Source organism: Flavobacterium geliluteum, assembly GCF_017948595.1.
Lineage (GTDB): Bacteria > Bacteroidota > Bacteroidia > Flavobacteriales > Flavobacteriaceae > Flavobacterium > Flavobacterium flavipigmentatum.
In genome coordinates this window covers 82,307-107,186 of record NZ_JAGFBV010000003.1, presented here as the reverse complement: position 1 = coordinate 107,186, position 24,880 = coordinate 82,307, and the positions used below count along the sequence as shown (strand labels likewise).

The window sequence follows — 24,880 nt, the reverse complement described above, 5'->3', positions numbered from 1 at the left end:
GAAGTAAAAAAAGATTCGTAACTCCATTATATTTTAAATAGTAAACACAGAATAAATTATAATTAAACAGGTTGTGAATTTATTTTGTTAAGAATTTGATCAAAAAAAAACCCGCCTCATACAGATGTACAAGACGGGCCGTCCATAAAAACATAATCTTCCATTTTATGTTCCTATATAATCTTCCTGATCGTATTTTTATTGCTTTTAATAGTAGTTGATTTCACTAAAATTCACAAATTCATCTCTGACTAATACTGAGTTTATGCTTACTATTTTGTTATCTCCTTTATATACAACTGAATTTGTGTATTAAAATGAAAACTATATTTTTATTTTGTTTTGGGAATAATGTCAATTATCACTGTACGGTTATAAAAACGTTCTTCGGGAAGTTTGTTTTCAAAAGCAGACATATTTTCGTCTTCTCCAAAACCGTGTACTTCAAATTTTACATCTTTTCTGCCCGAATTTGATAATGCTTTTTCTATAATTCCTCTTACTTCATTGGCTCTGTCTATAGATAAATTCAAATTATAAGACTCTTCACCAATAATATCCGTGTGGCCGTGAATGATAACTACAGCATTTTTTGGTATTTTTGGCGTAACAACCTCTGTCAGGTATTTATCATACATCGCGATTGCTTTTGATTTATTAAATTCAAAAATAATACTGAATCTAAGCCCTTCATCAGTTTTAGACGGTGTCCAAAGTACCATGTGCGTGGTGGTTATTTTTTCTTCAACACCGCCAGTTTTGGTTTTACCAATCATTTTTACTTTATAATCACCTTCAGAACGAGTTCCCATGATGCTTTTACCCGGAATACTTACTTTTTCGTGAGTATAAGGACCAAAAGTTTTTACTTTTCCATCGGGATCTGTAGTTTCTAAAGACCAAGACGAATAGGCCTGTTTTGCACCAGTTGCATCAATAGTAATATAACTGTCAATAGGTGCCTCCTGTAAAGTAACTAATTCTAGTGGTTTTAAAGGTGCATCTGGTCCTGCTTGAAATTCCATCAATAATTCTGGTGAATTACTTTCTATAGAAACCCTGCGATCTCCCTCTCGAAGCAACACCAGTTCTTTTGTTGCGCCGGGTTGTTCAGACGGAACAGCAGGTTTTGATTGCCCTTTGGTTGTGATTCTTGATGCATTTATTTCAAATACAGTAACTAAATATGTTTTGATCGATTCGGCCATAGCAACACCATCTTCTGATCCTTTTTCAGAAGAACCAACAAGTTTTACATTGGCTGAAGGATTTTTCACCATTCGATTTCCAAGAATATTAATTACATTATAATATACTGTCATTTGTCTTGCAGAACGTCCAGATGTATTTACACTAGGCGTAATTCCGATCTGATCTTCATTGAAATTTTTTACATCCTCTTTTTTCAGTAATTTGTAGCGACTTGGTATTTTATTCGATTCAAGATCATAGAAAACATAATTTCGTAAAGGAAATACTTCACGTACATTACGTTCCCCCGGAATATTTTTAGGAGCATTTACAGAAAACTGTACCTTAGACTCTGCTGCGGCAGGAGTTTCTAATGCTTTTCCCTGTCCAAACTTAAGCGCCATACCTACTCTAAGAGTTGTAGTACTCCAAGTTTCGACAGAACGTGCATGTTGTCCAAAATAAGGTTGAAAATTTATAAAAGGAGACAAAATAAATTGTGTTTTATGATTTTGTGACGATAACGGAATATCATAACCTGCTCCAACTTGCATCGAGACAAGAACTTCTTTCATATTATCAAAATCACCTCTTACAGCTGGCGTTGCCTCTTGTTCTGGATAAGCCGGATTTGTTCCTAATGTATATTTAAATGATTTATCGACATTGAAAGCCAAACGCGGGCCTCCATACACATAAAAATTAGATTTGAAAGGAGCAAAACGAATGCTCGGCTCAACGGTAACATAACTTAATTTTGTAGATAAATCTGCAGGGCAGTTGCAAGAAGTAACTTTCTGATCGAAAGAACCTTTTCTGCTGTCATATCCTGCCTGAAACATAAACCCTAATCTAGTATCTGGTTGATGAAATTCTACGAGCGGTGCCAAATAAAGTCCCGCACCTTCGCCATTATGAAAAGTAACCGGTGGCGTTAAACTAGCATTAAGCTGATGGGTTGAACCACGGTAAAAATTATAATTGGTGGCACCTGCCAGGCCAAAGAACCAAGAAGGTTTTGTATAATAAACCTCTTGTGCCTGAAGCATCGTTGGCGTACTTACACACAATAAAAACAAAAATAAAAACCTATTTAACAGTGTTTTATCTAAAATTTTCGTTGTGTTTATATTTGTTTTAAAACTAATGTTAGTTTTCATTTACGTGTATTTAGTGATTATTTTTCTTTAGAAATAGCCCGCCCGAAGACGGGATATATTATTTCGTAAATGTTTTAGTTAGGAACATTAATAGTAGTGTTTACCATAGTAACAGATGCGACTAAAGATATCGCTCTTCCGTTAAGCACCGTCTGATTTGCATTTCCAGAAGTAGAAAACGTAACACCAGAATTGGCAATAATAGTTCCTACCATCGTTCCTCCTCCGGCACTGTTAATAGTGGCCGCACTACCTACATACCAAAAAACATTTTTAGGTTGTCCGTTGTTGATCATGATAACGCTTTTTGCACCCGTAGGCCCTGCAATTCCAACGGTAAGTCCAGAAGCAGTTTGAAAAATCCAAGTAGCATTTGAGTCACCTTGCGCATCAAGCGTCAGGTTGCCATTGCTGATTTTAAATGTACCACTTGTTGATTTGTATACTCCCGGAGCCAATGTCAATCCGCCTAATTCTCCTGCATTCGGATCAGAACCACCTGGTTTTGCCGCTGGCGAAATACTTAAATATGCTGCATTTGCATCTAATAGTGCTTTTTCTGCAATTAATAAAGATGTAGCTGTTCCTGGGGCCGGAGGGGCAGTAAATATATCACCCGTCACATTACCAACATTTAGAGGTGTTTCGGTATAAATGATAAGGCCATCGTGAAATCCTGTAATCGTGGTTGAAGCTGCTGTTGTACCCAGACTTCCATTATTTATTACTGTATTTAATCCCTGATTTGTCACTCCGGCATTTCCGCCAAAAGCGCCAAACATAGCTGCCGTTCCAAGATCTACAATTATAGGCGCAGGTGGTAAAAGTACCGTAGTAAAGTTCCAAACATAGTCAGCAGTCAATGGTGTTCCAGAAGCACTTTTTGCTCCATTTGTAATTGTGGCTGTATAAATTTGTCCTAATGCCAACGCATTTGTTGGATTAAACGAAGCCGTGTTACCTGAGTAAGAAACAGTACCCAGAATTGTGGTTGTGCCTTGTTTTAAAGTAAATGTAGCTGTTGTGATTGAAGCTGCATCCATTAGAGTGCTAAAATCTGCAGTTACAGTTTGATTTAAAGCAACATTAATAGCATTATTCATAGGGTCTGTTGCAGTTACTGTGGGTACCCCATCTGTCGTAAAACTCCATGAATAATCTGCTATCATCGCAGTACCTATTGAGTTTTTTGCACCAGCAGTAATCGTTACCGTGTAAATTCTATTAGCCAATAAAGGATTTGTAGGAGCAAAAGATACTGTAGATCCCGTATAAGAAATTACTCCCAGCACAGGATTAGTACCTTGATTTACTTTAAAAGTAGTACTATTTAAGGTAGCTGGATTCATAGCCATATTGAATGTTGCCGAAATTGTTTTATTTAATGCAACCCCAATGGCATTGTTTATAGGATCTGCAGCAGTAACTACAGGTCTTAAAAGCATTCCTGTAGAAAATACCCATACATGCTCAAGCTGTAAAAAATTACCATTTACATCTTTTGCTTTTGTTGTAATTTTAGCCGTATACGTAGTATTTTCCTCAAGCAAAGCTTGTGGTTTAAATGATGCAGTTCTTCCAGTATAGGTAACTGTTCCCGTTATAGGAGACATTCCCGATACAATAAATGAAGTCGAAGTAATAGAATTCGGATCCATATATTCGTTGAATGTAGCGCTAATAACCTGATCCAAAGGAACATTTAATGCATTTTGCAAAGGAGTTGTAGACTCAACTACAGGACATACTCCAGCGACTTCTTTAAAATCATCATTTTCACATCCGGTGATAGATGCGATACATAATACAATAAAGGTTAATAGTAAAATTTTAATTTTCATTTATTTTGTTTTGTTTAAGATTTAGATTATTTGATTGTGTAAAGGTGATGCCAAATGAAAATTAAACATTATACAATTAAGAGTGAGAGTTGTATTATTAACACTATTTGTATGTGGATTTCTATAATTTATGATTTATAAATCAGTAACCGCTGTAATGGGCTATGTTTAATGACTTTTTTCAATACTTAAAGCTTAAACAGATTAGTATCATAGTGCGAATTAAGATCATTACTTTCTATTACTAAAACTAGAAGTAACAACTGAATGACCTTACGAATAACTGGTAAAGGAAAAGAAGAGAGAATGGATAAAAGTTAGGACGTTGTAAAGCAACATACATAATAGTATGAATTCTTTAATTCGAACATAAAAGCCTTATTACTTTATAGTTATAAAATACTATACAAGTTCTTTGCAAGATTCAAAAAAATCGTAAGCTCTTTTCTCAGCATAAGAATACTCTGAATTACGCAGGGGAAAAGCACAATGACCTCCATACTTTGGAGTTTCAAGATAAACATATTCACTTTCTTGAGCTATAGCCCTTGGATAGCATCTTTCTCCTAAAAAAGGATCATCAAGAGAATTAATAATTAAAACCGGAGTGGTAATATTTTTTAGAGAAAATTCAGGAGAAACCCGCTGATAATATTCGTCACGGCTTGCAAAACCATGCAAAGGAGCGGTAAAATAATGATCGACTTCATCAAAAGAAGAAATGCCGTCAATTTGATCACGGTTTATAAAATCCGGAAATTGAGCCGCTTTGTATTTTAATTTTCTTTTAATATCAATTGTAAAATTCTTTAAATAAACTCTGTTAAAGCCCTGTTTAAGCACTTCGGCACTTGTTGCGATATGAGTGGGGACAGAAATACATACTCCCGCCTTTATGCGTTCATCCATTTTTGTCCAGCCAAAATAATTGAGCAGTTGTACACCTCCCATTGAATATCCGATTAAGTAAACATCTTCAAATCCTTTTTGCAAAACAAACTTCACTACTGCGTCCAGATCATCTACTGCGCCGTGATGATAAAGTCTTGGCAAACGGTTCATTTCTCCTCCACAGGTGCGATTATTCCATGCAAAAACTGAAAAATCTTTCTCCTGAAAATAAACGGCACAACTATTATTGTACGTTCTACGGGAATCACCTTCTAAACCATGACATAAAATAACTGCTTTTTTAGGATCATTTAGAATAAAATCAATATTGATAAAGTCGCCGTCTTTTAACTCAAGTTTTTCTCTTGTATATCCAGGAGCATCAAATTTTTTAAACAAAGCGGCATAAATAGTAGAAACATGCCTGTTACGATGAATAATAGAAGGAAAATTATACTCTGATTGTTCAATAATTGGCATGATAAAAAAGTTTTTATGGTCCGGTTTGAATACAAATCTATGAAATCAATCAATACACAATTTAAATCTGTCCTTTTTTTATTACATTTTTTTAAATTATCAATAAGACATAAGATCCTGATGCAATTATGTAACAAAACATGACTAAAAAATTAAATTTGAGATACTTAATAAAAAAACGTTTATGAAAAATTTTGAGTATAAAGGAATGATTTTAACTCCTCACAATAAGGATTGTGCTCTTTTTGAAGAAAAAATAAAAGGTAAATATTATGCTTTGCATCGTCCTTCTAGGCCGGAAATTATATTTGGCTTGCAGAATCGCCAGACGGTATTCATTGGGAAAATCACAAGTGTATCATCAAATCCAGATATGGTTTATGGGACAGTGTACGAGTGGCTGCCGGTGCTGCTCCGATAAGAACAAAACATGGATGGCTCGAAATCTATAATGGAGCAAATTCGGAACATCAATAATGTTTGGTCGCTTTTAATGGATCTCGATGATCCTTCTATCCTACTGGCAAGAACTTTAGATCCGATAATGGTTCCACAGGCAAATTATGAAATTAGCGGATTTTTTGGTTATGTGGTTTTTACGAATGGTCACATTGTGGAAAGAGATAAATTAACAATATATTACGGAGCTGCAGACGAATTTGTTTGTGGTGTCTATTTTTTAATTCAGGAAATTCTTTCTGTACTACGGTGCTGACTTCACCAAGACAAAATCAACTGTAAAATCAGCACTAAAAGATTCAATACAAACATAAACAATTGTTTTTTAGACTTTTATAATAATTAAAATTCTGTAATATTTGAACTACAATCGTGTAAGTTCAATTCAATCAGTAGCAGTAAATTTGAAATATCTGATTATCAGAGTAACGATATCAGAACTTTACTTTTTAATCAAAAATACTAATCAATATGAAAAATTCTCAGGATAAAAAACAGAAAGATCTGTCTATCAACATTTCCGATAGTACCAATAAGTTTCTGACCACTAATCAGGGTATTAGGGTAAATGACGATAATAATACGCTTAAAGCTGGCGAAAGAGGTCCTTCTTTACTAGAAGACTTTATTTTAAGAGAAAAAATCACACATTTCGACCACGAAAGAATCCCTGAACGAGTAGTTCATGCACGCGGATCTGGAGCACATGGTTTTTTTGAAGTAACCAACCCAATTCCAGAATTGACAAAAGCAGGATTTTTGCAGGAAGTAGGACTAACTACACCTGTTTTTACACGATTTTCTACCGTAGCAGGATCACGCGGATCTACTGATCTTGCCAGAGACGTTAGAGGATTTTCGGTAAAATTTTATACTCAGGAAGGAATTTATGACTTTGTGGGCAATAACATTCCGGTATTTTTTATTCAGGATGCTTCAAAATTTCCTGATCTTGTACATGCTGTAAAACCGGAACAGCACAATGAAATTCCGCAGGCTTCTTCTGCACATGATACTTTTTGGGATTTTATATCGCTGATGCCAGAATCCATGCACATGATTATGTGGCTGATGTCTGACCGCGCTATTCCGAGAAGTTATCGTATGATGGAAGGTTTTGGAGTACATACTTTCAGACTAATTAACGAAGCAGGTGAATCTACTTTTGTGAAATTTCATTGGAAACCGAAATTAGGAACACATGCCGTTGCTTGGGACGAAGCACAAAAAATTTCAGGTAAAAATCCTGACTTTCACAGAGAAGATTTATATGAAGCGATCGAAATGGGTAATTTTCCCGAATGGGAATTAGGAGTTCAGATAATTCCTGCCGAAGATGAAGAAAAATATGAATTTGATTTACTGGATCCGACAAAAATTGTTCCTGAAGAATTAGTGCCTGTAACTATTGTGGGAAGAATGGTTTTGAATAAAAATCCAGACAATTTCTTTTCAGAAACAGAACAAATTGCTTTTCACCCTGGTCATGTGGTACCTGGAATTGATTTCTCAAACGATCCGTTGTTGCAAGGAAGATTGTTTTCTTACACCGACACACAGCTTACACGATTAGGCGGACCCAATTTTCACGAAATTCCGATTAATAGAAGTATCGCTCCCGTACACAACAATCAACGTGACGGATTTATGCGTCAGGAAATTAATAAAGGACGCGTAAATTATCATCCTAATTCACTTGGAGGCGGTTGCCCGTATCAGGCGCAAATTAGCGAAGGCGGATTTACAAGTTTTCCCGAACGCATTGAGGCACATAAAGTGAGAGAAAGAAGCAAAAGTTTTTCGGATCATTTTGGACAAGCAAAATTATTTTTTAACAGTCAGACTCCCGAAGAAAAAAGTCATATTGTAAAAGCGCTTCGTTTTGAACTTGGAAAAGTAGATACTACTGCAATTCGTTTGAGAATGCTGGGACTACTCGCTCAGGTAGATACAGAACTTGCACAAAAAGTGGCAATTGGCCTTGGCGCTACTGTACCAACAAATCTAGAGTTTCCTGTCAATAAAGGCGTTTCGCCAGAAAATGAAGGTGGTGATCAGGAGCCAAAAACAGTCGAACAATCTGTCTCCTTATCTGAGGCATTAAGTATGATTAACAACCCGACCAATTCGACAACAATTGAGTCACGAAGAGTTGCTATTCTTTGTTCTGACGGAGTTTCTGAAGCTGCTGTAATGAATATAAAAAGCGCATTGAAAAAAGAAGGTGCCAAAGGATTTGTAATTGCGCCCCATTTAGGTTCTGTGCTCACCGATTCTAATGGAGCTCTTACTGCCGACTACACTTTCCTTACCGCTTCATCTGTTTTATTTGATGCCGTTTATGTACCTCACGGATTAGGACTTTCTGTATTGACAGAAAATGACGATGCGCTGGAATATCTCAACGATGCTTACAAACATTGCAAAATTATTGGTGCTGATGGCGAAGCTTCAGAGTTGTTTACAGCAACCACTTTTGCTTCGAAAGTAGCAAATGACGATGGCGGAATTATTGTAAGCAACGAAGTTGCATCAGAAGCATTTGCTCAAGCATTTATTACTGCAATGACCAAACACCGTTTTTGGAAACGCGAACCCAACTTATACATTTAAAATTAAAAAAAATAAAACATGAAAAATTCAGAAAAACAAGGTCAAACCAATGCCACACAAACAAAGGCGACCGAAACAAAAGAGATAAAAAACAATGCGAAAATTAATATTGTTGAACCTTCATCAGATGCTGCAACAGATTTAAACGAACTTTTTGTAGACAGTCTGAAAGATATTTATTGGGCAGAAAATGCCTTAATTGGTGCGCTTCCTAAAATGGCAGAAAATGCAACTTCTTCAGCTCTTACCAATGCAATATTAGAACATCTCGAGATTACCAAAATTCAAATCGAAAGATTAGAACAAGTATTTGAACTTTTGGGAGAAAAAGCAGAAGGTAAAAAATGCGAAGCTATGGCGGGGCTTTTAAAAGAAGGAGATTCTATTGTTGTAGAAACCATGCCCGGAGCCGTGAGAGATGCCGGTATTATTGCCGCATCGCAAAAAATTGAGCACTACGAAATTGCAACATACGGCACCTTGGTTGCCTTTGCAAAAACGTTGGGAGAAAACGATGCTGCAAAATTACTAACGCAAACCCTTGCAGAAGAAAAAGAAGCAGATTGCCTACTCAACGATGTTGCTCTGAATACCGTAAACGCAGTAGCAGCCGAATAAAGCTGGTTCTTTCAAAAAAAAAATCTGCACAAGTTGCAGATTTTTTTTATCAAAATTTTAAATCCTGAAGATAAAATATTTTTATTTCCAAGGATCCAATACTACTTTTACACAACCATCTTCTCGTTGATTGAAAATATCATAGGTTTTATATTTTCGGCCTCACATATTGTGGTGGCCACCAACTCCACTATTAATGATACATTAACCCTACGACCTTGTAAAAAATATTCGTTTTTAACTAAATCTCACAACAAAAAAACCGTAAAAACAAATCGTTTTACGGTTTTTTTGTTGTAGTAGTACTGGCACAATTCCTTGACTCCTAAAATTAATTTAATGTCTTATTTTTGAAAGGTTTAGCGTATAATGCAAACTAAAAATTAGCAAATGCCAGTCAGATAAAAATTATTTTTTCTTATTCTTTTTTACTTTTGATTTTTTTGCCTTCTTTTTGGCAATTTTTTTTGCTTTTACCTTATCCTTTGCTTTTTTAGCTTTGACTTTCTTTTTGGCATTGGCTTTCACTTTTGCTTTTTTGGCCTTTTCTTTCTTCTTGTCCAATTTAGCTTTTTCTTTCTTTTTCTCTGTTTTAGCTTTTTCTTTTTTCTTAGCCAATTGCTTTTTTTCTTTTTCCTTTTCTTTCATCTTTTTGATCTTCTTTTTTGATTTGGTATTCGATTTATCTTCGTTTTCCTCAGTAGACTCTTCTACTTCTTCAGAAATTATTAGTGGTTCAACTTCTTCGTTTTCAGCTTTTACTTCTTCGATAGGCAACGTTGGTTTTTCAGTCACCTTTCTCACAGGTCTCTTTACTTTGCTTATTTCTGGAAGATCTTCAACCGAAACTGTTTCTTGCTCTGCACCATCAGAAGGATTTTCTAAGTTTTCACCAGAGGAGTTTATTTCTCCCTTTTCTACTTCGGGATCAAGTTCATTTGGAATTACTTTTTTTCTCATTATTCTCTTAATTTGATCTATTAAAACGTGTTATTATAACTTAACGATATTATCAACTTAAATTAATAGTTAATTCAATGTTAATAAATCATTAACAAAGGTAACGTTAAAAAGTATTCGCCAATGTTAAGCTTTGCCCTCTGATGAATTCTTAACATTAGAACCCAAGAGGAAGCCATTTTTCAAAATTAAAATTGAAAAATAGCTTTCTAATGTTTTAAAGTAAATCTATTTTGAAAAAAGAAGTTCCATCATTTAGTATCAATAACTGTATTTTGATACGTAGCTATAAAATTTTCTGCACCTCGATCAGAAGTAAAAACAGGTAAATAACTATTGAATGATCATTTGTTATAAAGCTTCCGTGTGCGTAACTTTTTAGTGACTTCAAAAAATAAAAAATAGTCTTCCTCACGCAATAACATTTTATTAACGGTATCATAATATTTTCAGATAGTACGATTTCTTCTTTTAGGTACTTATAAGCAAGTAAGAATTATAATTCAAAAAAAATAAAAAACGAACTATAAAATGCCGTAGAAAGATTTTCAGAAAAAATAAAGACTGCTGATCCTATTTATCATTTGACAGTGGATCATAACACTAGAATTGAATCAAAATCAAGGAATTTTAAATATGTTATAAACAATTAAAAACTAGAATTATGAAAAAAAAGAATCGAAAAGAAGTAATCAGTAAAGTATTCGGTAAGGTCTTCGTTATGATGGCATTGGCAATGACATTTTCATGTCAGGACACCACATTAGAAGAAGAAAAAACGACTACAACTGTGGTAGAAAAAAAGCAGAATTTTAATAAAATTAGTGCATCTGCCAGTTCAGATTTAGCCAGAAGATGGGCACCAATTCATTACAAAGATGTAGATGCCACGGGAACCTATTCTGAAGGAGGAAAATCAGATTATCTTACTGCCATAAATTATGATAATGACTGGAATGCAGAGAATAACTGGAACAATCTTCCCGCGTTTGCCAACTCTTTATTGGCACATTGTTACTATTCGGTAGTAGAATCAAAAACACATTGGTTTATTACATACGCCTTTTTTTCTCCGAGAGATTGGACAGATATTGCGCTTTTGTACCAACTAGACCAACACGAAAATGATTTAGAAGGTGTATTAATGATTGTAGAAAAAGATGGATCTGCTTACGGAAGCTTAAAAGGAGCCGTTACCACCAATCATTCCGACTTCTTTTCTTATGCAACTGCGGGCAGCTCATTTGTAACTGGATTGGAAAGTATTGATGGAACATTGCAAATGAAAGACTTTAACGGAGAAATGCATCCTGTTACGGCGCAAGAAGCAAAAGGGCACGGCCTAAAAGCGTGGCCACAACACGATATAAACGGAGACGGAATTATCTACTACCCGTCTGCAAGCGGAGTTGCGCAGATACCAGCCGATAATTATGACAATTATGTTGAGTACAAACTTGTTGATATTTTTGAAACAGGAGGATTATGGGACCAACGATTCAACACCGATTTGTTTTTTAATGCAGGTGGCGGTTTTAAAGGAAATGATTTTAAATCAGGTGGAGCCAATGCTCCATGGGCTTGGAATGATGGCAATGATGGTATTGTACAAGGCGGAGAACTTGCCACAGATCCGGCCAAATTAGCCGATAATTATTTTGATGGAGTTGGCAATTTTTCACACACTTATATCAATAATAATTATAATGCTGCGGCCGGAGGTGTTGCAACCGTTTTCCAGAATTGCAACTATACAGGTTATGCAGTTGCCTTGCCAGTAGGTAATTATACACTGGCTCAGCTTAAATCCTATGGTGTTGTAAATGATGATTTGTCATCGGTACGTCTAGAAAGTGGCTATAAAATTACACTGTATCAAAACGATAATTTTGGAGGAGAAACTATTATAATAACTGGAAATAACAGTTGTCTAGGAACTTTTAACGACAAAGCAAGTTCGGTAAAAATTAGTGTTCTATAAGTTATTTTATTGTTAGAAAAATAAATTTAGACAGTCTTTTATTGTATCAACCTCTTTGTAATTGGCCATTTAAAAAGCAAAAAGTCATTCTATTACGGAATGGCTTTTTTTGTTTTCTTTAAATTATAAGTACGCGCCAGATTACCAAAGTACTGCAATAAATTGAAGGGTTTTAAACCCGAATCTGAGACCAATAATTTTTTGATAAGAAATAAATTCTTTTAATTTTTTAATTCTGGTTTGTCAAAATTATGTACTTTTGTTTAATCTTTTAAAATTTTCATTAAACAAATTAATATGTTGTCTGTAAAAAAAGTAGAAAGTTTATCCGAAGTTGATGTAGATCGAATTATTGAAATGGCATGGGAAGACAGAACGCCCTTTGAAGCCATCAAGTTTCAGTTTAATTTGTCTGAGGCTGATGTAAAATCTTTGATGAAAAAAGAGCTAAAATTTAGTAGCTACAGGCTTTGGCGCACAAGAGTAGAAAATTGTAAAACAAAACATGCCGCAAAACGTGTATCGGGAATAGATCGGTTTAAGTGCAATTTACAGCGAGCAATTTCAAACAATAAAATATCCAAACGACGATGAAAAAAACATACCTAAACTCATCAGACATTGATCATTTAGACAAACAAAAAAGAGTTCACCTTATTAACAGTCTCGGCGGTTTTAAAAGTGTTTCTTTAATAGGTACAAAAAGTGATGCGAATACTTCAAATCTGGCGGTTTTTAGTTCTATTTTTCACCTTGGCGCCAATCCGTCGCTAATTGCTTTGATCTTTAGACCAAGCCCACCTGAACGTGATACTTTTAGAAATATTCTTGCTACCGGTTTTTATACTATCAATCATATTAACGAAGCTATTTATCAACAGGCGCATCAAACTTCGGCACGATATGATTCGGATATATCTGAATTTGATGCTGTTGGTTTGACACCCGAATACAAAAACAACTTTCAGGCTCCATTTGTAAAAGAAAGCCACATTCAACTCGGGATAGAATTTAGAGAAAAAATAGACATTACCATTAACAATACCACAATGGTTATTGGCGAAATTGTACAATTGTACGTTCCCGAAGATTGCTTGTATGAAGACGGATTTATTGACATAGAAAGAGCCAACACCATTACCTGTTCAGGTCTAGACAGTTATCATACAACAAAAAGATTGGACAGGCTGAGCTACGCAAAACCCAACAAAGAGATAACTTCAATACTTTCAATTGAGTAAAAAGGAAATTAATATTGTATGGTTTAAAAGGGATTTGAGAGTGACAGACCACGAGGCCTTGTTTACAGCTCAGCAACAGGATCTGCCCATTTTATTGCTGTATTGTTTTGAACCCTCGGTGATGAATTATGATGATTCGGATGTGAGGCACTGGCGTTTTGTTTATGAATCATTGGATTATCTACAACAAAGTTTTGATAAAGCTTCTGCTAAAATTCATGTTTTTCATCAGGAAGCAGGTTTTGTTTTAGAAGAACTTTCAAAAAGGTATGTCATAAAAAATATTTTTTCGTATCAGGAAACCGGCAATAAAGTAACGTTTGAGAGAGATATAGCCATTCAAAAATATTGCTTTGAAAAGAATATTTTTTGGAAAGAATTTCAAACCAATGGCGTTGTTCGAAAGTTAAAAACCCGAAGTGACTGGGACAAAAGGTGGAATCACGCCATGAGTGGTATTCCGCACTCATTTGATGCTAAAAAAGGAAGCTTTTTAGATTTAGAAACCGTTCATTATGATGCTTTAAAAGGTAAAAAATTACCGGAAGCAATAAAAACAAGGAATAAAAATTTTCAGGAAGGAGGCGAATATTGGGCTTGGCGCTATCTGGATAGTTTTTTAAAAGAACGTTATATCAATTATAGCAAACATATTTCTAAACCTAATTTAAGTAGAAAAGGATGCAGCAGATTGTCTCCTTATCTGACCTACGGAAACATCAGTATGCGGATGGTTTATCAATATACGATGCAGCATTATGAAAAATCTGCCAATAAGAGAGCGCTTTCTAATTTTATTTCACGTTTGCATTGGCATTGTCATTTCATTCAAAAGTTTGAAAGTGAATGCAGAATAGAGTTTGAAAACATTAATCGTGCGTTTGATGTTCTTGAAAAACCGAAGAATGAAACTTATATAAAAGCGTGGCAAGAAGGAAAAACGGGCGTACCAATAGTCGATGCGTGTATGCGTTGCCTAGTACAAACGGGTTATATCAACTTTAGAATGCGTGCTTTGGTGGTGTCTTTTTTTGTGTTTAATCTTTGGCAGGATTGGCGGGAGCTACATTTTTTAGCAAGGCAATTTTTAGACTATGAACCCGGTATTCATTATCCGCAATTGCAAATGCAGTCTGGTGTTACCGGAATAAATACGATCCGAATTTATAATCCGATAAAAAATTCTGAAGAACATGATGCTGATGGAATTTTTATAAAAAAATGGATTCCAGAACTGGCCAATGTTCCCGCTCACCTACTTCATGAACCCTGGAAATTAGGTTTGATAGACCAGCAATTTTATGGTTGTTTGATTGGTAAAGATTATCCGTTTCCGATAGTAGACATTGAGGAAACAAGAAAATATGCCAGTACCATTATTTGGAGTTTTAGAAAAAAAGACGATGTAAAAGAAGCAGGGAAGCAAATTTAAAAAAAACATGTAAACAATCCAAATTCAGCAAGAAAATAAAAAAAACAATAAAAAGTATTGAATGAAAAATTACGAAAAAATCGAAAGCTACAATTCAGAAACACTCGAAACAATTGCTACCAATTACCAATCAATTATTAAAAATTTAGGTGAAGATGTGACACGAGAAGGACTCGAAAAAACACCTGAAAGAGCTGCTAAAGCAATGCAATTTTTGACACATGGTTACGAATTAGATCCACTAGAAATTATCAGATCGGCCATGTTTACCGAAGATCACAAACAGATGATCGTGGTAAAGGATATCGAAATGTATTCTATGTGCGAACATCATGTATTGCCTTTTTTTGGTAAAGTACACGTTGCGTATATTCCCAACGGAAAAATAGTTGGGTTGAGTAAAATACCCCGAATTATTGATGCTTTTGCAAGAAGATTACAAGTTCAGGAGCGATTGACAGACCAGATAAGAAATTGTATTCAGGAAGCCTTAAATCCTCTAGGAGTAGCTGTTGTTATTGAGGCGCAGCACATGTGTATGCAGATGAGAGGTGTTCAAAAACAAAATTCTTTTACCACAACCTCATCTTTTACTGGTGCTTTTGAAGAGAACAAAACCCGAGCAGAATTTATTAGTTTAATATCAAATAAGTTGAGCTAAATTGGTTGCATAAGCATTTCTACTCAATTATAAAAAAAGCCGTCACGAGAAATTTCGAGACGGCTGATTTATTAAAAAAGAAAACTTATTTTTTTATAAAACGTTTGATCGTTTGTTGACCATCTTTATCAAAAATAATGATGTAAACTCCGCTTTTTAAGCCCGAAACATTAACATTATTATCATTAATTTTTTGCTTTGTAACCAAACTTCCTGTTTGCGAATCAACGATACTAACATTGGCACCTGACACATTTGTTGTAAAGAAAAGTGTTTCTGAAACTGGATTTGGATATACGTTGAAAGCAACCTCATCTATTTCTTCATTCAAAACAATTGTTGAAACCTGAGGAGTACTTGCTGCAGCACCAATTTTGGTAATTTTAATCCAGTTAATATTTACTCCACTGTTTTGTATGTAAATGCCAAAATTATACGTTCCTGCGCTTACAGTTACCGTTTGCGATACCGTTTGCCAGTTTTGCCATCCTCCAGTATTCGGAATTCCAACTTCTCCCAAAATAATAGTACCACCATTTAAGTCAGAAGATATTTTGGCTCCCGTAACAGCACTTGCAACTCGGTATTCTATAGTGTAAGAACCAGAAGTCGGAAAATTGATATTGTTGTACGCAATCCAGTCGCCTGTATCTGTGTATGCCACATTTAGTCCGCCACCAGTATCTGTTGTAGCTTCGGTTTGGATTCCGTTCATGGCTGAGTAATCCTCGGCCTGAATTAAACTTGAAGTTTGTGCCGTCGTAGTAGGAATCAATTTCCATTGTCCGCATGTCTGACCATTATCGTCCCATTGCTGAACATTGGCACCATTGGCAGTACTCGCACCCGCTACCTCAACAACTTTACCGCTGTGTCGGGCAATAATTTTATAAAATCCATCACCTGTAGAAACTAAAATAAATTGTTGATTTGTCGTTCCGTTGTACGGATATTGCTCTACATTGGCACCATTCGCTTTATTAAAATTATTTACATCTAAAGACTGACCGCTATGATTGGCGATAATTTTATACAATCCATCACCCAAATGCGTAAAGGTGTATTTTTGATGATTTCCACCATTGGCATTTCCCTGCGCTACATTGGCTCCGTTGGCCAGACTTGCAGTCCAGACATCCATATTTAGACCACTATTTCTGTTTTGCAAAAAGTAGGTTGCATTTCCTAAAGTGGTCACTCCGTTTGCAATAATTCGAATAGAAGTTACCTTGTCATTCCAAGTTGTATTCAAACATGAATTATCAGAATTAATTACTGTCGATCCTCCTGTAAAATTATCATCTTGGTACAAAATTGCTTGAAAACCTTGTGTAATTCGAAGCGAAGAAATATCATCATTCAAAACACCTAGTGCGTTCAAACGGGCCATGTTATAATCACCAATCGTTAATCCGCCTGAAAATCCCGTATAATTACAATCTTTATACACTGTGATCACATCTGTTGAAGGGCTGATATTTCCTCCTGGCGGAATTGTTCCTGTAATCGAATAGCTTCCGATAGAACCATATGCCGAATATCCTCCGTAACCGGCATTTCCGGCACCACTTCCGTCAACACCAACATAGTATTTACCGGCTGGTAGATTTACATTCATTGAAGCATTCAAAACAAACGGATCAGAGTTCCAATAGGTCCCTATCTCAGCTCCTGCAGCATTGTACAACCGCATCAAAAGATGCAAATTTCCATCGCGACTCACCGTATTGGCATTAATGGAAACATTTCCACCACCTGTTGTAAAAGTAAAGAAATCATAATCGGCCTCACTGGCAATAACACCATTTTTCTGGTTGATGGCTCCACTAGCATTATAGTCTAAGTTTGCTGCCGAAGCAATATTATTTCCGTAATCATCGCCTCTGTAGCCCACGCCAAATTTAGCACTGGCAATTGTTGCCACATCATCTTGGGTATTATTGGCATAATTGTATTCTCCCTTACTCCATTGTACAACAGGTCTGTAATAACCTGCTCCCATGATAGGTGCCCAGGATGTTCCGTCTATACCTATAAAATAACCTTCAGAAGGATTTGTACGACCGTCATGACCAAGATCAAAAGTATGACCTATTTCATGCGCTGAGGCATCTCCACCAGATTTGCCCGAAGTAATAAATACCCAGCAAGGCACATCGTTGTCCCAGTTAAAAGAACCAATATATGCTACACCTCCCGCCCCCGGGGCTGCAGTATTGGTTGGAGTTACCACCACGCGCATTCTTCTATTTCTCGGATAAGAATTAAAAACAGCTTCACTCGTTGTAATGTTTACATTAAAAGGTCTGTAATCCTCTGCAACTACCTCCCAATGTTGTTGCACAGCGGCATCGCTCATACCAGATGGTGCCGCATTGATTGCGTTTCCGTTGTTCCAAAGATTTCCTGCTGGCATGTTATAACCATCAAAATCTAATAAAACACAACCTGCCGCGCCCGGTAAACTTTGCAAGTTTAACAAAGCCGGAGCAATTTCTGCAGCAGCTGCTACTTTACTTGTTTTACTAGATGTCTGGGGGACATTTTCGTAATTGATACAAACTAAGGTATTGATGTCTACTTTAGAAACGTAGGCATTTCCTTGAGCATCAGAATAGTATTTATATGCTTCTTTTGTTTTCTTAAAAATAATGTGCCCTTCTAATGATTTATCCATCACTTTGATGTAAAAAGAAGATTCTGCCACATTTTTAATTTCTCCAATCAAAAATTCACTTGAAGAATTAGATTCTTTGTAGTTTATTTTTCCATTGAATTTTTTGGAATTTTCGACTGCAAGTAAGACTGTTTTTTCTGTACTTTTTGAAGTAGCAGAATTAACGAGTTCTTTTTTTAAACTACTCATAAATGTTTTACTCGACCCTAGAGAGGTCTGCGCAACAGCAAAGCTACTAAAAGCTAAAAACGCGAGTAAAATTAAGCGAAAGCTGTAATTGTTTTTCATTTTTATTTAAGATTTGGGGTTACTATTTATTAAAAAGCGCTATTCTTTTTTTATAAATAAATAAGCAATAGCGCTCTTTTTAAAAGGTTAATTTTTCACAAAACGCCTTACTGTTTTAATTCCGTTTTTCTCTATCAAAATCAGATAGATCCCAGTTTTTAAACCCGAAACATTTACACTATTGTTATTGATTTTTTGTTCGGAAAGCGTTTGGCCGCCCTGAGAATTGATAATACTCACACTAGCTCCTGAAATTTCTGTAGAAAAGAAAAGTGTATCTTGCGTTGGACTTGGGTAAACAGTCAAACTTTCAATTTTTTCTGTTGGAGCTGATTTCGCAGTAAGAGCCGATCCTGATTTTGTGATTCGGAACCAGTTTAAATTCACACCGGAATTTTGAATGTATATTCCAAAGTTGTACGTTCCTGCATTTACATTTACGGTTTGAGAAACAGTTTGCCAATTTTGCCATCCTCCGGTATTAGGAATATTTACAGCTCCTAACTGAATGCTTCCTGCACTCAAATCTGAAGAAATGACTGCTCCGTTGACATTACTGGCAACTCTGTACTCAATCAAATAAGAACCAGATGTTGGAAAATTGATATTGCTGTAAGACATCCAATCACTCGTATCTGTATAACCTACATTCAATCCTCCACCAGTATCTGTTGTAGCTTCAGTTTGAATTCCGCTCATGACGGCATAACTCTCTGCTTCAATCAATACTGAAGAAGAATTTGTTATTGCTCTCACTCTTACAGAAGTAGCTGTATCATTGAAATTATTATCTACCAGACAAGTATCATCTGAGGTAATAATTGCAGAAGAACCAGTAAAATTATCATTTGTATACAGCACTACTTCATAACCATTTTGCACTTTAAGCGAAGAAATATCATTATCTAAAATTCCTTTTGCCTGCAGGTCAGCTAAAGTATAGTTACCAACAGGTAAACTCACAGCATATCCCGCATAATTACAATCCTTATGCATTGTGGCAACGCCATTTTGCGGTGTATCATAAAATGTTTGTCCTGCCAGATTTCTTCTTTTCAATCCTTGTGCTCTATAATTGGCCACCAAAGTATTAATCTGAGCCAGGTCTAATGCTGTATTTTTATAATATAAAACCCAATCTGCCATGAAAGTGTTCTCTCTATTACTAGTGCTGGTACCTAATACATTATTCCAGATCCAGTTTGCAAATGCCACCTGCATCGTACTTCGGGGATAAACAGGAAGACCAGCCTGAGTTTCATTATCAGTAACAGAATGAGTTGCAATAAGCGTGTTATCCATGTAATATTTGATATTCACACCATCTGTGCAAGTAGCGATAAAAGTATGCCACCCCGCCAATGATTTTTGTTGGGTAGAATAGGTTTTCCATGGCTTCCAAGGATTTGCAATATATTTATGATAGGAAGTCGTATATCCAACTCTGTTGTCTGGAGAAACACCCCATTTATCAGCAGCCATATATTCTATTATATCCATTTCACTATACTTCGAACCATCCTGAGCAAGACTTGAACTTACAATGGTAAAAAAGGTCTGTATATTGGCATCTTTCGTTACAAAAGATTCATCAGATAAGTAGACTCTTGATGCATAAGTTCCTTCAAAATATTCAAAAGAACTTTCTATTCTGGAATGTGTTACAGCTTTAGACTGGCCATTCACAGTTGTTTTCAATGTCATCAACTTATTATTTGAATTATCTGGGTCTGCAACAAAAGCTACATTATTTCTGCTGTACATGGCTCCCTCAGGCGGTCCGCTCACTCCGTTAACTATTTGCCATTTATTAAACGATGACAATTGTGGGTCATTATTGCCTGAATAATTAAAATCATCAAACATTATAACCTGAGCATGGCAGCTTAAACCAAAGAAAATAAATGTCAATAAAAGTAGCTTTGAAAGAACTAAAACTATTATATTTTTCTTCATCTACTTTATTTTTTCACAAAACGTCTTACCGTTTTAATTCCGTCTTTCTCTACCAAAATCAGATAGATTCCGGTTTTTAAACCCGAAACATCCAGACTATTGTTATTGATTTTTTGTTCAGAAAGCGTTTGACCTCCTTGAGAATTGATAATACTCACACTCGCTCCAGAAATTTCTGTAGAAAAGAAAAGAGTTTCTTGCGTTGGACTTGGATAAACAGTCAGACTTGCGATTGTTTTTTCGTCTACAATTTCAGGAGAAGTCATTTTGGATGTTAAAGCAGACGCTGATTTTGTTATTCGGAACCAGTTTAAATTCACTCCCGAATTTTGAATGTATATTCCGAAGTTATACGTTCCTGCATTTACATTTACAGTTTGAGAAACTGTTTGCCAATTTTGCCATCCTCCTGTATTAGGGATATTAACAGACCCTAACTGAATGGTTCCTGCGCTTAAATCTGATGAAATTCTGGCTCCCGAAACAGCACTTGCTACCCTATATTCAATCAAATAAGAACCTGACGTGGGGAAATTGATATTAAAATAGGCCATCCAATCGCCTGTATCTGCATAACCCACATTCAGACCTCCATCCGTGTCTGTTGTTGGTTCGGTTTGCACACCACTCATCGAAGAATAATTTTCAGCCTGAATCAAAGTACCTCCTGCTGGTGGCTGACTTCCTGTAATAACCTGATTGATTGCAGTTAATAATGATTTTGACCCCACAGCATCTTGCGAAAGCTCCCAAATCATAACACCTCCAGCGTTTTGAATCGCAAAAGCTGTTTTTTGTTTAATGGTTGGTATTCCATTATAATAAATCGTATTTCCTACCTGATCTACATTTTCAGCACCCGGATATTGTGCTATAATATTGGCATACGAAATTCCCTGATTAGCAGCAGCTCCAAAACCATATCCGTAAAACGGCACTCCAATAATGGCTTTACTTGCTGGTAAACCTCTTCCTGTCCAGTAATTAAACTGATTAACCGCCATACTATAAGGAGAGTGTGGACCGGGATTTGCAGTATTCCAAGGGCCAGTTGCATCATACGCCATGATATTGATCGAATCATAAGCAGCAAACGTAGAAGAAGGAACATTAGCACCACCATAACCTTCAGAAAGTGCGGCAGTAATTTGTTTACCACCAGCATGCAATTTATTAGCCAAAGCAATTACAAATCCTCCGTAATCACCATTGATTGCAGGACCTTCCAAATCTACATCGACTCCATCAAAATTATGAGCAACAACATAATCATATATTTTTTGAATAAATGCAGTTCTGTTTGCGGGACTGATCAGGTTGAAATAATTACCACGAATGCCCGCATTTTCTGAAGCAGATCCTCCTCCAAGAGAAACAAAAACTTTTACATTTTGTGCATGCGCTGCGTTAATGATAGTGTTAGACCCCGAAGTGAAAGTCAGATATCCGTTGGTATCCGGATTTTCGAACGCAAGGTTTATATGCGTTAATTTATTGTATTGAATAGTGCTTGAAAAAGCATTTAGGTCAATCCAGTTAGGAATATAAGCAATTACTTTTTTTTGAGCGATTGAAAAATTGAAAACGCTCAAGGCTAAAATAATGATCCATTTTAGTTGAATCTTTGTATAATTTTTTTTCATAATCTTCTTTTTTATTTTTTTTGGGGGAAGAAAATAAAAGCCTCAAATTTTTCTCATTTGATTAGAATGTTCGAGGCTTTTAATCATTTAAAACTATTTTTTTATAAAACGTTTAACCGTTTTTCTACCATCTTTTTCAAAAACAACCAAATAAATTCCTGCTTTTAAACGCGAAACATCTATGCTGTTGTTATTGCTTTTTTGTGACACCACTACCGCTCCTGTTTGAGAATCTACTATCTTAACATTTCCGTCAGTTACATCGGCTGTGATAAAAAGTGTATTTTCTGCAGGACTTGGGTAGACATTTAGAGTCACTTCAGCTGGTTCTTCTTCTACTGTGGTAGCAACTGTTTTTGCGTTTAAACCAGCGCCAACTTTAGTAATTTTGATCCAATTGATATTCATACCCGTATTTTGAATGTAAATACCAAAATTGTATGTTCCTGCGTTTACGTTTACCGTTTGCGAGATTGTCTGCCAATTTTGCCATCCTCCGGTATTTGGTACATCCACAGTGCCCAAAACAATAGTTCCTCCATTTAAATCTGAAGATAACTTACCGCCAGTTACGGCACTTGCTACCCTGTATTCGATTAAATAAGAACCTGTTGTTGGAAAATTAATAGCGTTATACGCCAACCAATCACCCGTTTCGGTATAACCAACATTAGAACCACCACCTGTGTCTGTAGTCGCTTCAACCTGAATTCCATTCATGGCAGAATAATCCTCAGCCTGGATTAAAACAGATGTTGAAGAAGTGGTAACTGGAATCAATTTCCATTGACCACAAGTCTGATTGTTGTCATCCCACTGTTGTACATTAGCACCATTGGCAGTACTTGCGCCACCTACCTCAACAATTTTTCCGCTATTTCTGGCAACGATTTTATAGAATCCGTCACCTGTTGAAACCAATATGAACTGCTGATTTGTTGTTGCATTGTATGGATATTGCTCTACATTGGCACCATTTTCTTTACTGAAGTTTTTGATATCTAATGATTGTCCGCTGTGGTTGACAATAATTTTATACAAACCATCACCCAAATGAGTAAAAGTAAATTTCTGGTTGTTACCATTATTGGCAACACCTTGCGCTACATTGGCTCCGTTAGCCGTACTGGCATTCCAAACATCCATGTTTAAACCACTGTTTCTGTTTTGAAGGTAATAAGTCGTATTTCCTAAAGTAGTGGTTCCGTTTGCCAAAATTCGGATAGAAGTTACTTTATCATTCCAAGTAGTATTCAAACAAGAATTATCAGAATTGATGATAGTTGAAGCTCCGCCAAAATTATCATCCTGATACAAAATCGCCTGAAAACCTTTAGTAATTTTAAGCGAAGAAATAGCATCGTCTTCGATTCCTAACGTTTTTAATCGGGCCAAATTATAATCTCCTATAGTTAATCCACCAGAAAATCCGGTATAGTTACAATCTTTATAAGCTGTAATTACATCTGTACTAGCGGGTACAGAAGGTACTAATCCTGCGTATCCTCCAAAAACAGCAATCACTTTTGTTGGTTGTGGCGAATGTAATGAAGGGGATTGATCGGCTACATCATCATAAGCAAATCCGTACGCCAGATTATCAACACTGATACCAGGTAAATGCCAGAATTTAGAATAATGATTTGTTGGATTGGCTTGGTAAAATTGCGACGCATTGTACCAGTTTTGTTGTCCCGGATTGGGTGTAGTAACATTTACCATGTGTCTGTTGATTGCCGCAGTTAACTGAGCTTGAATAACCAGATCCAAATCTCCGTCAACCAATCTTCTGTCTAAAACACCTTTGCCTTCAAGAGCTTCCTGAGTCGAAGGTCTGCTTTGCACTCTACCCGTACGGCCAGTAAATCCGCCGGATTGTCCTACTACTTCAAGTTGTTCTCCAATAATTCTTCCTTTAAAAACACCTGCATCACCCGCATAAAATATTAAATCTTCGTTTTTATATTTATTCCAGATTGCATCAATGTATGATTTTAAATAATTGGCGTGAGGACCTACACTGGTTCCCCCTGTTCCATCGGCAAAAGCAGGAGTTTTGGATGGTGCTGTAATTTCGCCTGTAGCATCATTTACACAACCTTGAAATTCTGAGGGAACATTGGCTTTGAAAGCCGCCACAATCTCTGAATGTTTTTTTAACTCTCCTACTTTTTTCTGATAACCATTGGCACCAAATAATTCCAATCCCATTGGATATTTATACGAATCTACTCTTGAAGGATTTCCAAAGAAACCGTATTGGTTATTGGTAAGTTCAATGATTTCATATAAAATGCCCTGATTAGGATCGGTTACATTCAACGGATTTGGCGAAGTATATCCCGAAGGAGCACCATTAGCACCAAAAAAGTAAAAATACAATTGCTGTCCTTTGGCGATAAAAACTCTACAGCCTGCGATTAAAGGCAATGTAAAAGTCTTATTCGGAATTTCGCTTAATTTGGTAAAGCAATTAGCATATTTAGAGTTCTGTCCTGGTCCGGTATTCCCTCCAATTGTTGGGCCCGTAACCGTATTATAAGAAGAGCTCATGGGTAAAACCTGACTCGTTTTGGCATTGACCCAAACGTGATTACCTGTGTTGTAATCGATACCTACAATCGCCACATATAATTCGTTATCATTAAATGTAGAATTATTCGTGATTGTAAAAGGTATGGCACCTTGCCCGTACATAGAGTTTGACAACACCAAAAATAGTGTCATCAGAAAGGAAATTGCTGATAATTTAATTTTATTCATATTTAAGTTATTTTGGGGTTACGTA

The 24,880-nt window shown here is 36.0% G+C and carries 17 protein-coding genes; 9 read left to right on the top strand and 8 right to left on the bottom strand.

Annotation, left to right across the window (positions count from 1 at the left end; genetic code table 11):
* Positions 1-332: 332 nt before the first annotated feature.
* From J3495_RS02945 to J3495_RS02935, 3 genes are all read right to left on the bottom strand, one after another.
* Positions 333-2,351: an OmpA family protein gene (locus tag J3495_RS02945; RefSeq protein ID WP_210665076.1), complete on the bottom strand. Its 2,019-nt coding sequence runs from the start codon at positions 2,349-2,351 to the stop codon at positions 333-335.
* Between the two features lie 74 nt (positions 2,352-2,425).
* Positions 2,426-4,192, bottom strand: coding sequence for an Ig-like domain-containing protein (locus tag J3495_RS02940; protein WP_210665075.1), 1,767 nt, complete (start codon positions 4,190-4,192; stop codon positions 2,426-2,428).
* Positions 4,193-4,594: 402 nt separating this feature from the next.
* Entirely contained in the window at positions 4,595-5,563 is a 969-nt protein-coding gene (locus J3495_RS02935; protein WP_210665074.1) for a YheT family hydrolase, read from the bottom strand.
* Between the two features lie 306 nt (positions 5,564-5,869).
* Here J3495_RS02935 and J3495_RS19355 point away from each other — a divergent pair, with 306 nt between their 5' ends.
* From J3495_RS19355 to J3495_RS02920, 4 genes are all read left to right on the top strand, one after another.
* Positions 5,870-6,040: a glycoside hydrolase family 130 protein gene (locus tag J3495_RS19355; protein WP_317192626.1), complete on the top strand. Its 171-nt coding sequence runs from the start codon at positions 5,870-5,872 to the stop codon at positions 6,038-6,040.
* Complete coding sequence (locus tag J3495_RS02930) at positions 5,994-6,278, top strand: glycoside hydrolase family 130 protein (RefSeq protein ID WP_262898246.1); 285 nt, start codon at positions 5,994-5,996, stop codon at positions 6,276-6,278. Before J3495_RS19355 ends, J3495_RS02930 begins: the two co-directional genes overlap by 47 nt.
* 215 nt (positions 6,279-6,493) lie before the next feature.
* Positions 6,494-8,635: a catalase gene (locus J3495_RS02925; protein WP_210665073.1), complete on the top strand. Its 2,142-nt coding sequence runs from the start codon at positions 6,494-6,496 to the stop codon at positions 8,633-8,635.
* 18 nt (positions 8,636-8,653) lie between these two features.
* Positions 8,654-9,253, top strand: coding sequence for a YciE/YciF ferroxidase family protein (locus J3495_RS02920; RefSeq protein ID WP_210665072.1), 600 nt, complete (start codon positions 8,654-8,656; stop codon positions 9,251-9,253).
* Positions 9,254-9,661: 408 nt separating this feature from the next.
* Here the strand turns inward: J3495_RS02920 and J3495_RS02915 are convergent, their stop codons facing one another.
* Positions 9,662-10,213: a hypothetical protein gene (locus J3495_RS02915; protein WP_210665071.1), complete on the bottom strand. Its 552-nt coding sequence runs from the start codon at positions 10,211-10,213 to the stop codon at positions 9,662-9,664.
* Between the two features lie 664 nt (positions 10,214-10,877).
* On the opposite strand from J3495_RS02915, the gene J3495_RS02910 reads away from it, so the two are divergent.
* From J3495_RS02910 to folE, 5 genes are all read left to right on the top strand, one after another.
* Positions 10,878-12,194, top strand: a complete 1,317-nt coding sequence (locus tag J3495_RS02910) for a hypothetical protein (RefSeq protein WP_210665070.1) — start codon at positions 10,878-10,880, stop codon at positions 12,192-12,194.
* A gap of 297 nt (positions 12,195-12,491) precedes the next feature.
* Positions 12,492-12,788 carry a TIGR03643 family protein gene (locus J3495_RS02905; protein WP_210665069.1) on the top strand — a complete coding sequence of 99 codons (297 nt, stop codon included), beginning with the start codon at positions 12,492-12,494 and terminating at the stop codon, positions 12,786-12,788.
* The gene (locus J3495_RS02900) at positions 12,785-13,435 is read left to right on the top strand and encodes a flavin reductase family protein (RefSeq protein WP_210665068.1); all 651 of its coding nucleotides are present in this window, start codon (positions 12,785-12,787) and stop codon (positions 13,433-13,435) included. Before J3495_RS02905 ends, J3495_RS02900 begins: the two co-directional genes overlap by 4 nt.
* Complete coding sequence (locus J3495_RS02895; RefSeq protein WP_210665067.1) at positions 13,428-14,867, top strand: cryptochrome/deoxyribodipyrimidine photo-lyase family protein; 1,440 nt, start codon at positions 13,428-13,430, stop codon at positions 14,865-14,867. The genes J3495_RS02900 and J3495_RS02895 overlap by 8 nt, the downstream gene beginning before the upstream one ends.
* A gap of 61 nt (positions 14,868-14,928) precedes the next feature.
* The gene (gene folE, locus J3495_RS02890; protein WP_210665066.1) at positions 14,929-15,528 is read left to right on the top strand and encodes a GTP cyclohydrolase I FolE; all 600 of its coding nucleotides are present in this window, start codon (positions 14,929-14,931) and stop codon (positions 15,526-15,528) included.
* Between the two features lie 85 nt (positions 15,529-15,613).
* Here folE and J3495_RS02885 read toward each other — a convergent pair whose 3' ends face one another.
* The 4 genes from J3495_RS02885 to J3495_RS02870 all read right to left on the bottom strand — a co-directional run bounded on the left by J3495_RS02885 (position 15,614) and on the right by J3495_RS02870 (position 24,855).
* Positions 15,614-18,394 (bottom strand): RICIN domain-containing protein, encoded by a 2,781-nt coding sequence (locus J3495_RS02885; protein WP_236025383.1) that lies wholly within the window; start codon positions 18,392-18,394, stop codon positions 15,614-15,616.
* Between the two features lie 186 nt (positions 18,395-18,580).
* Positions 18,581-20,449: a carbohydrate-binding protein gene (locus J3495_RS02880; RefSeq protein WP_236025382.1), complete on the bottom strand. Its 1,869-nt coding sequence runs from the start codon at positions 20,447-20,449 to the stop codon at positions 18,581-18,583.
* A 5-nt stretch (positions 20,450-20,454) separates the two neighbouring features.
* Positions 20,455-22,092, bottom strand: a complete 1,638-nt coding sequence (locus J3495_RS02875) for a glycosyl hydrolase family 18 protein (protein WP_210665065.1) — start codon at positions 22,090-22,092, stop codon at positions 20,455-20,457.
* A 93-nt stretch (positions 22,093-22,185) separates the two neighbouring features.
* Positions 22,186-24,855, bottom strand: a complete 2,670-nt coding sequence (locus J3495_RS02870) for a beta-1,3-glucanase family protein (protein ID WP_210665064.1) — start codon at positions 24,853-24,855, stop codon at positions 22,186-22,188.
* Positions 24,856-24,880: the final 25 nt, after the last annotated feature.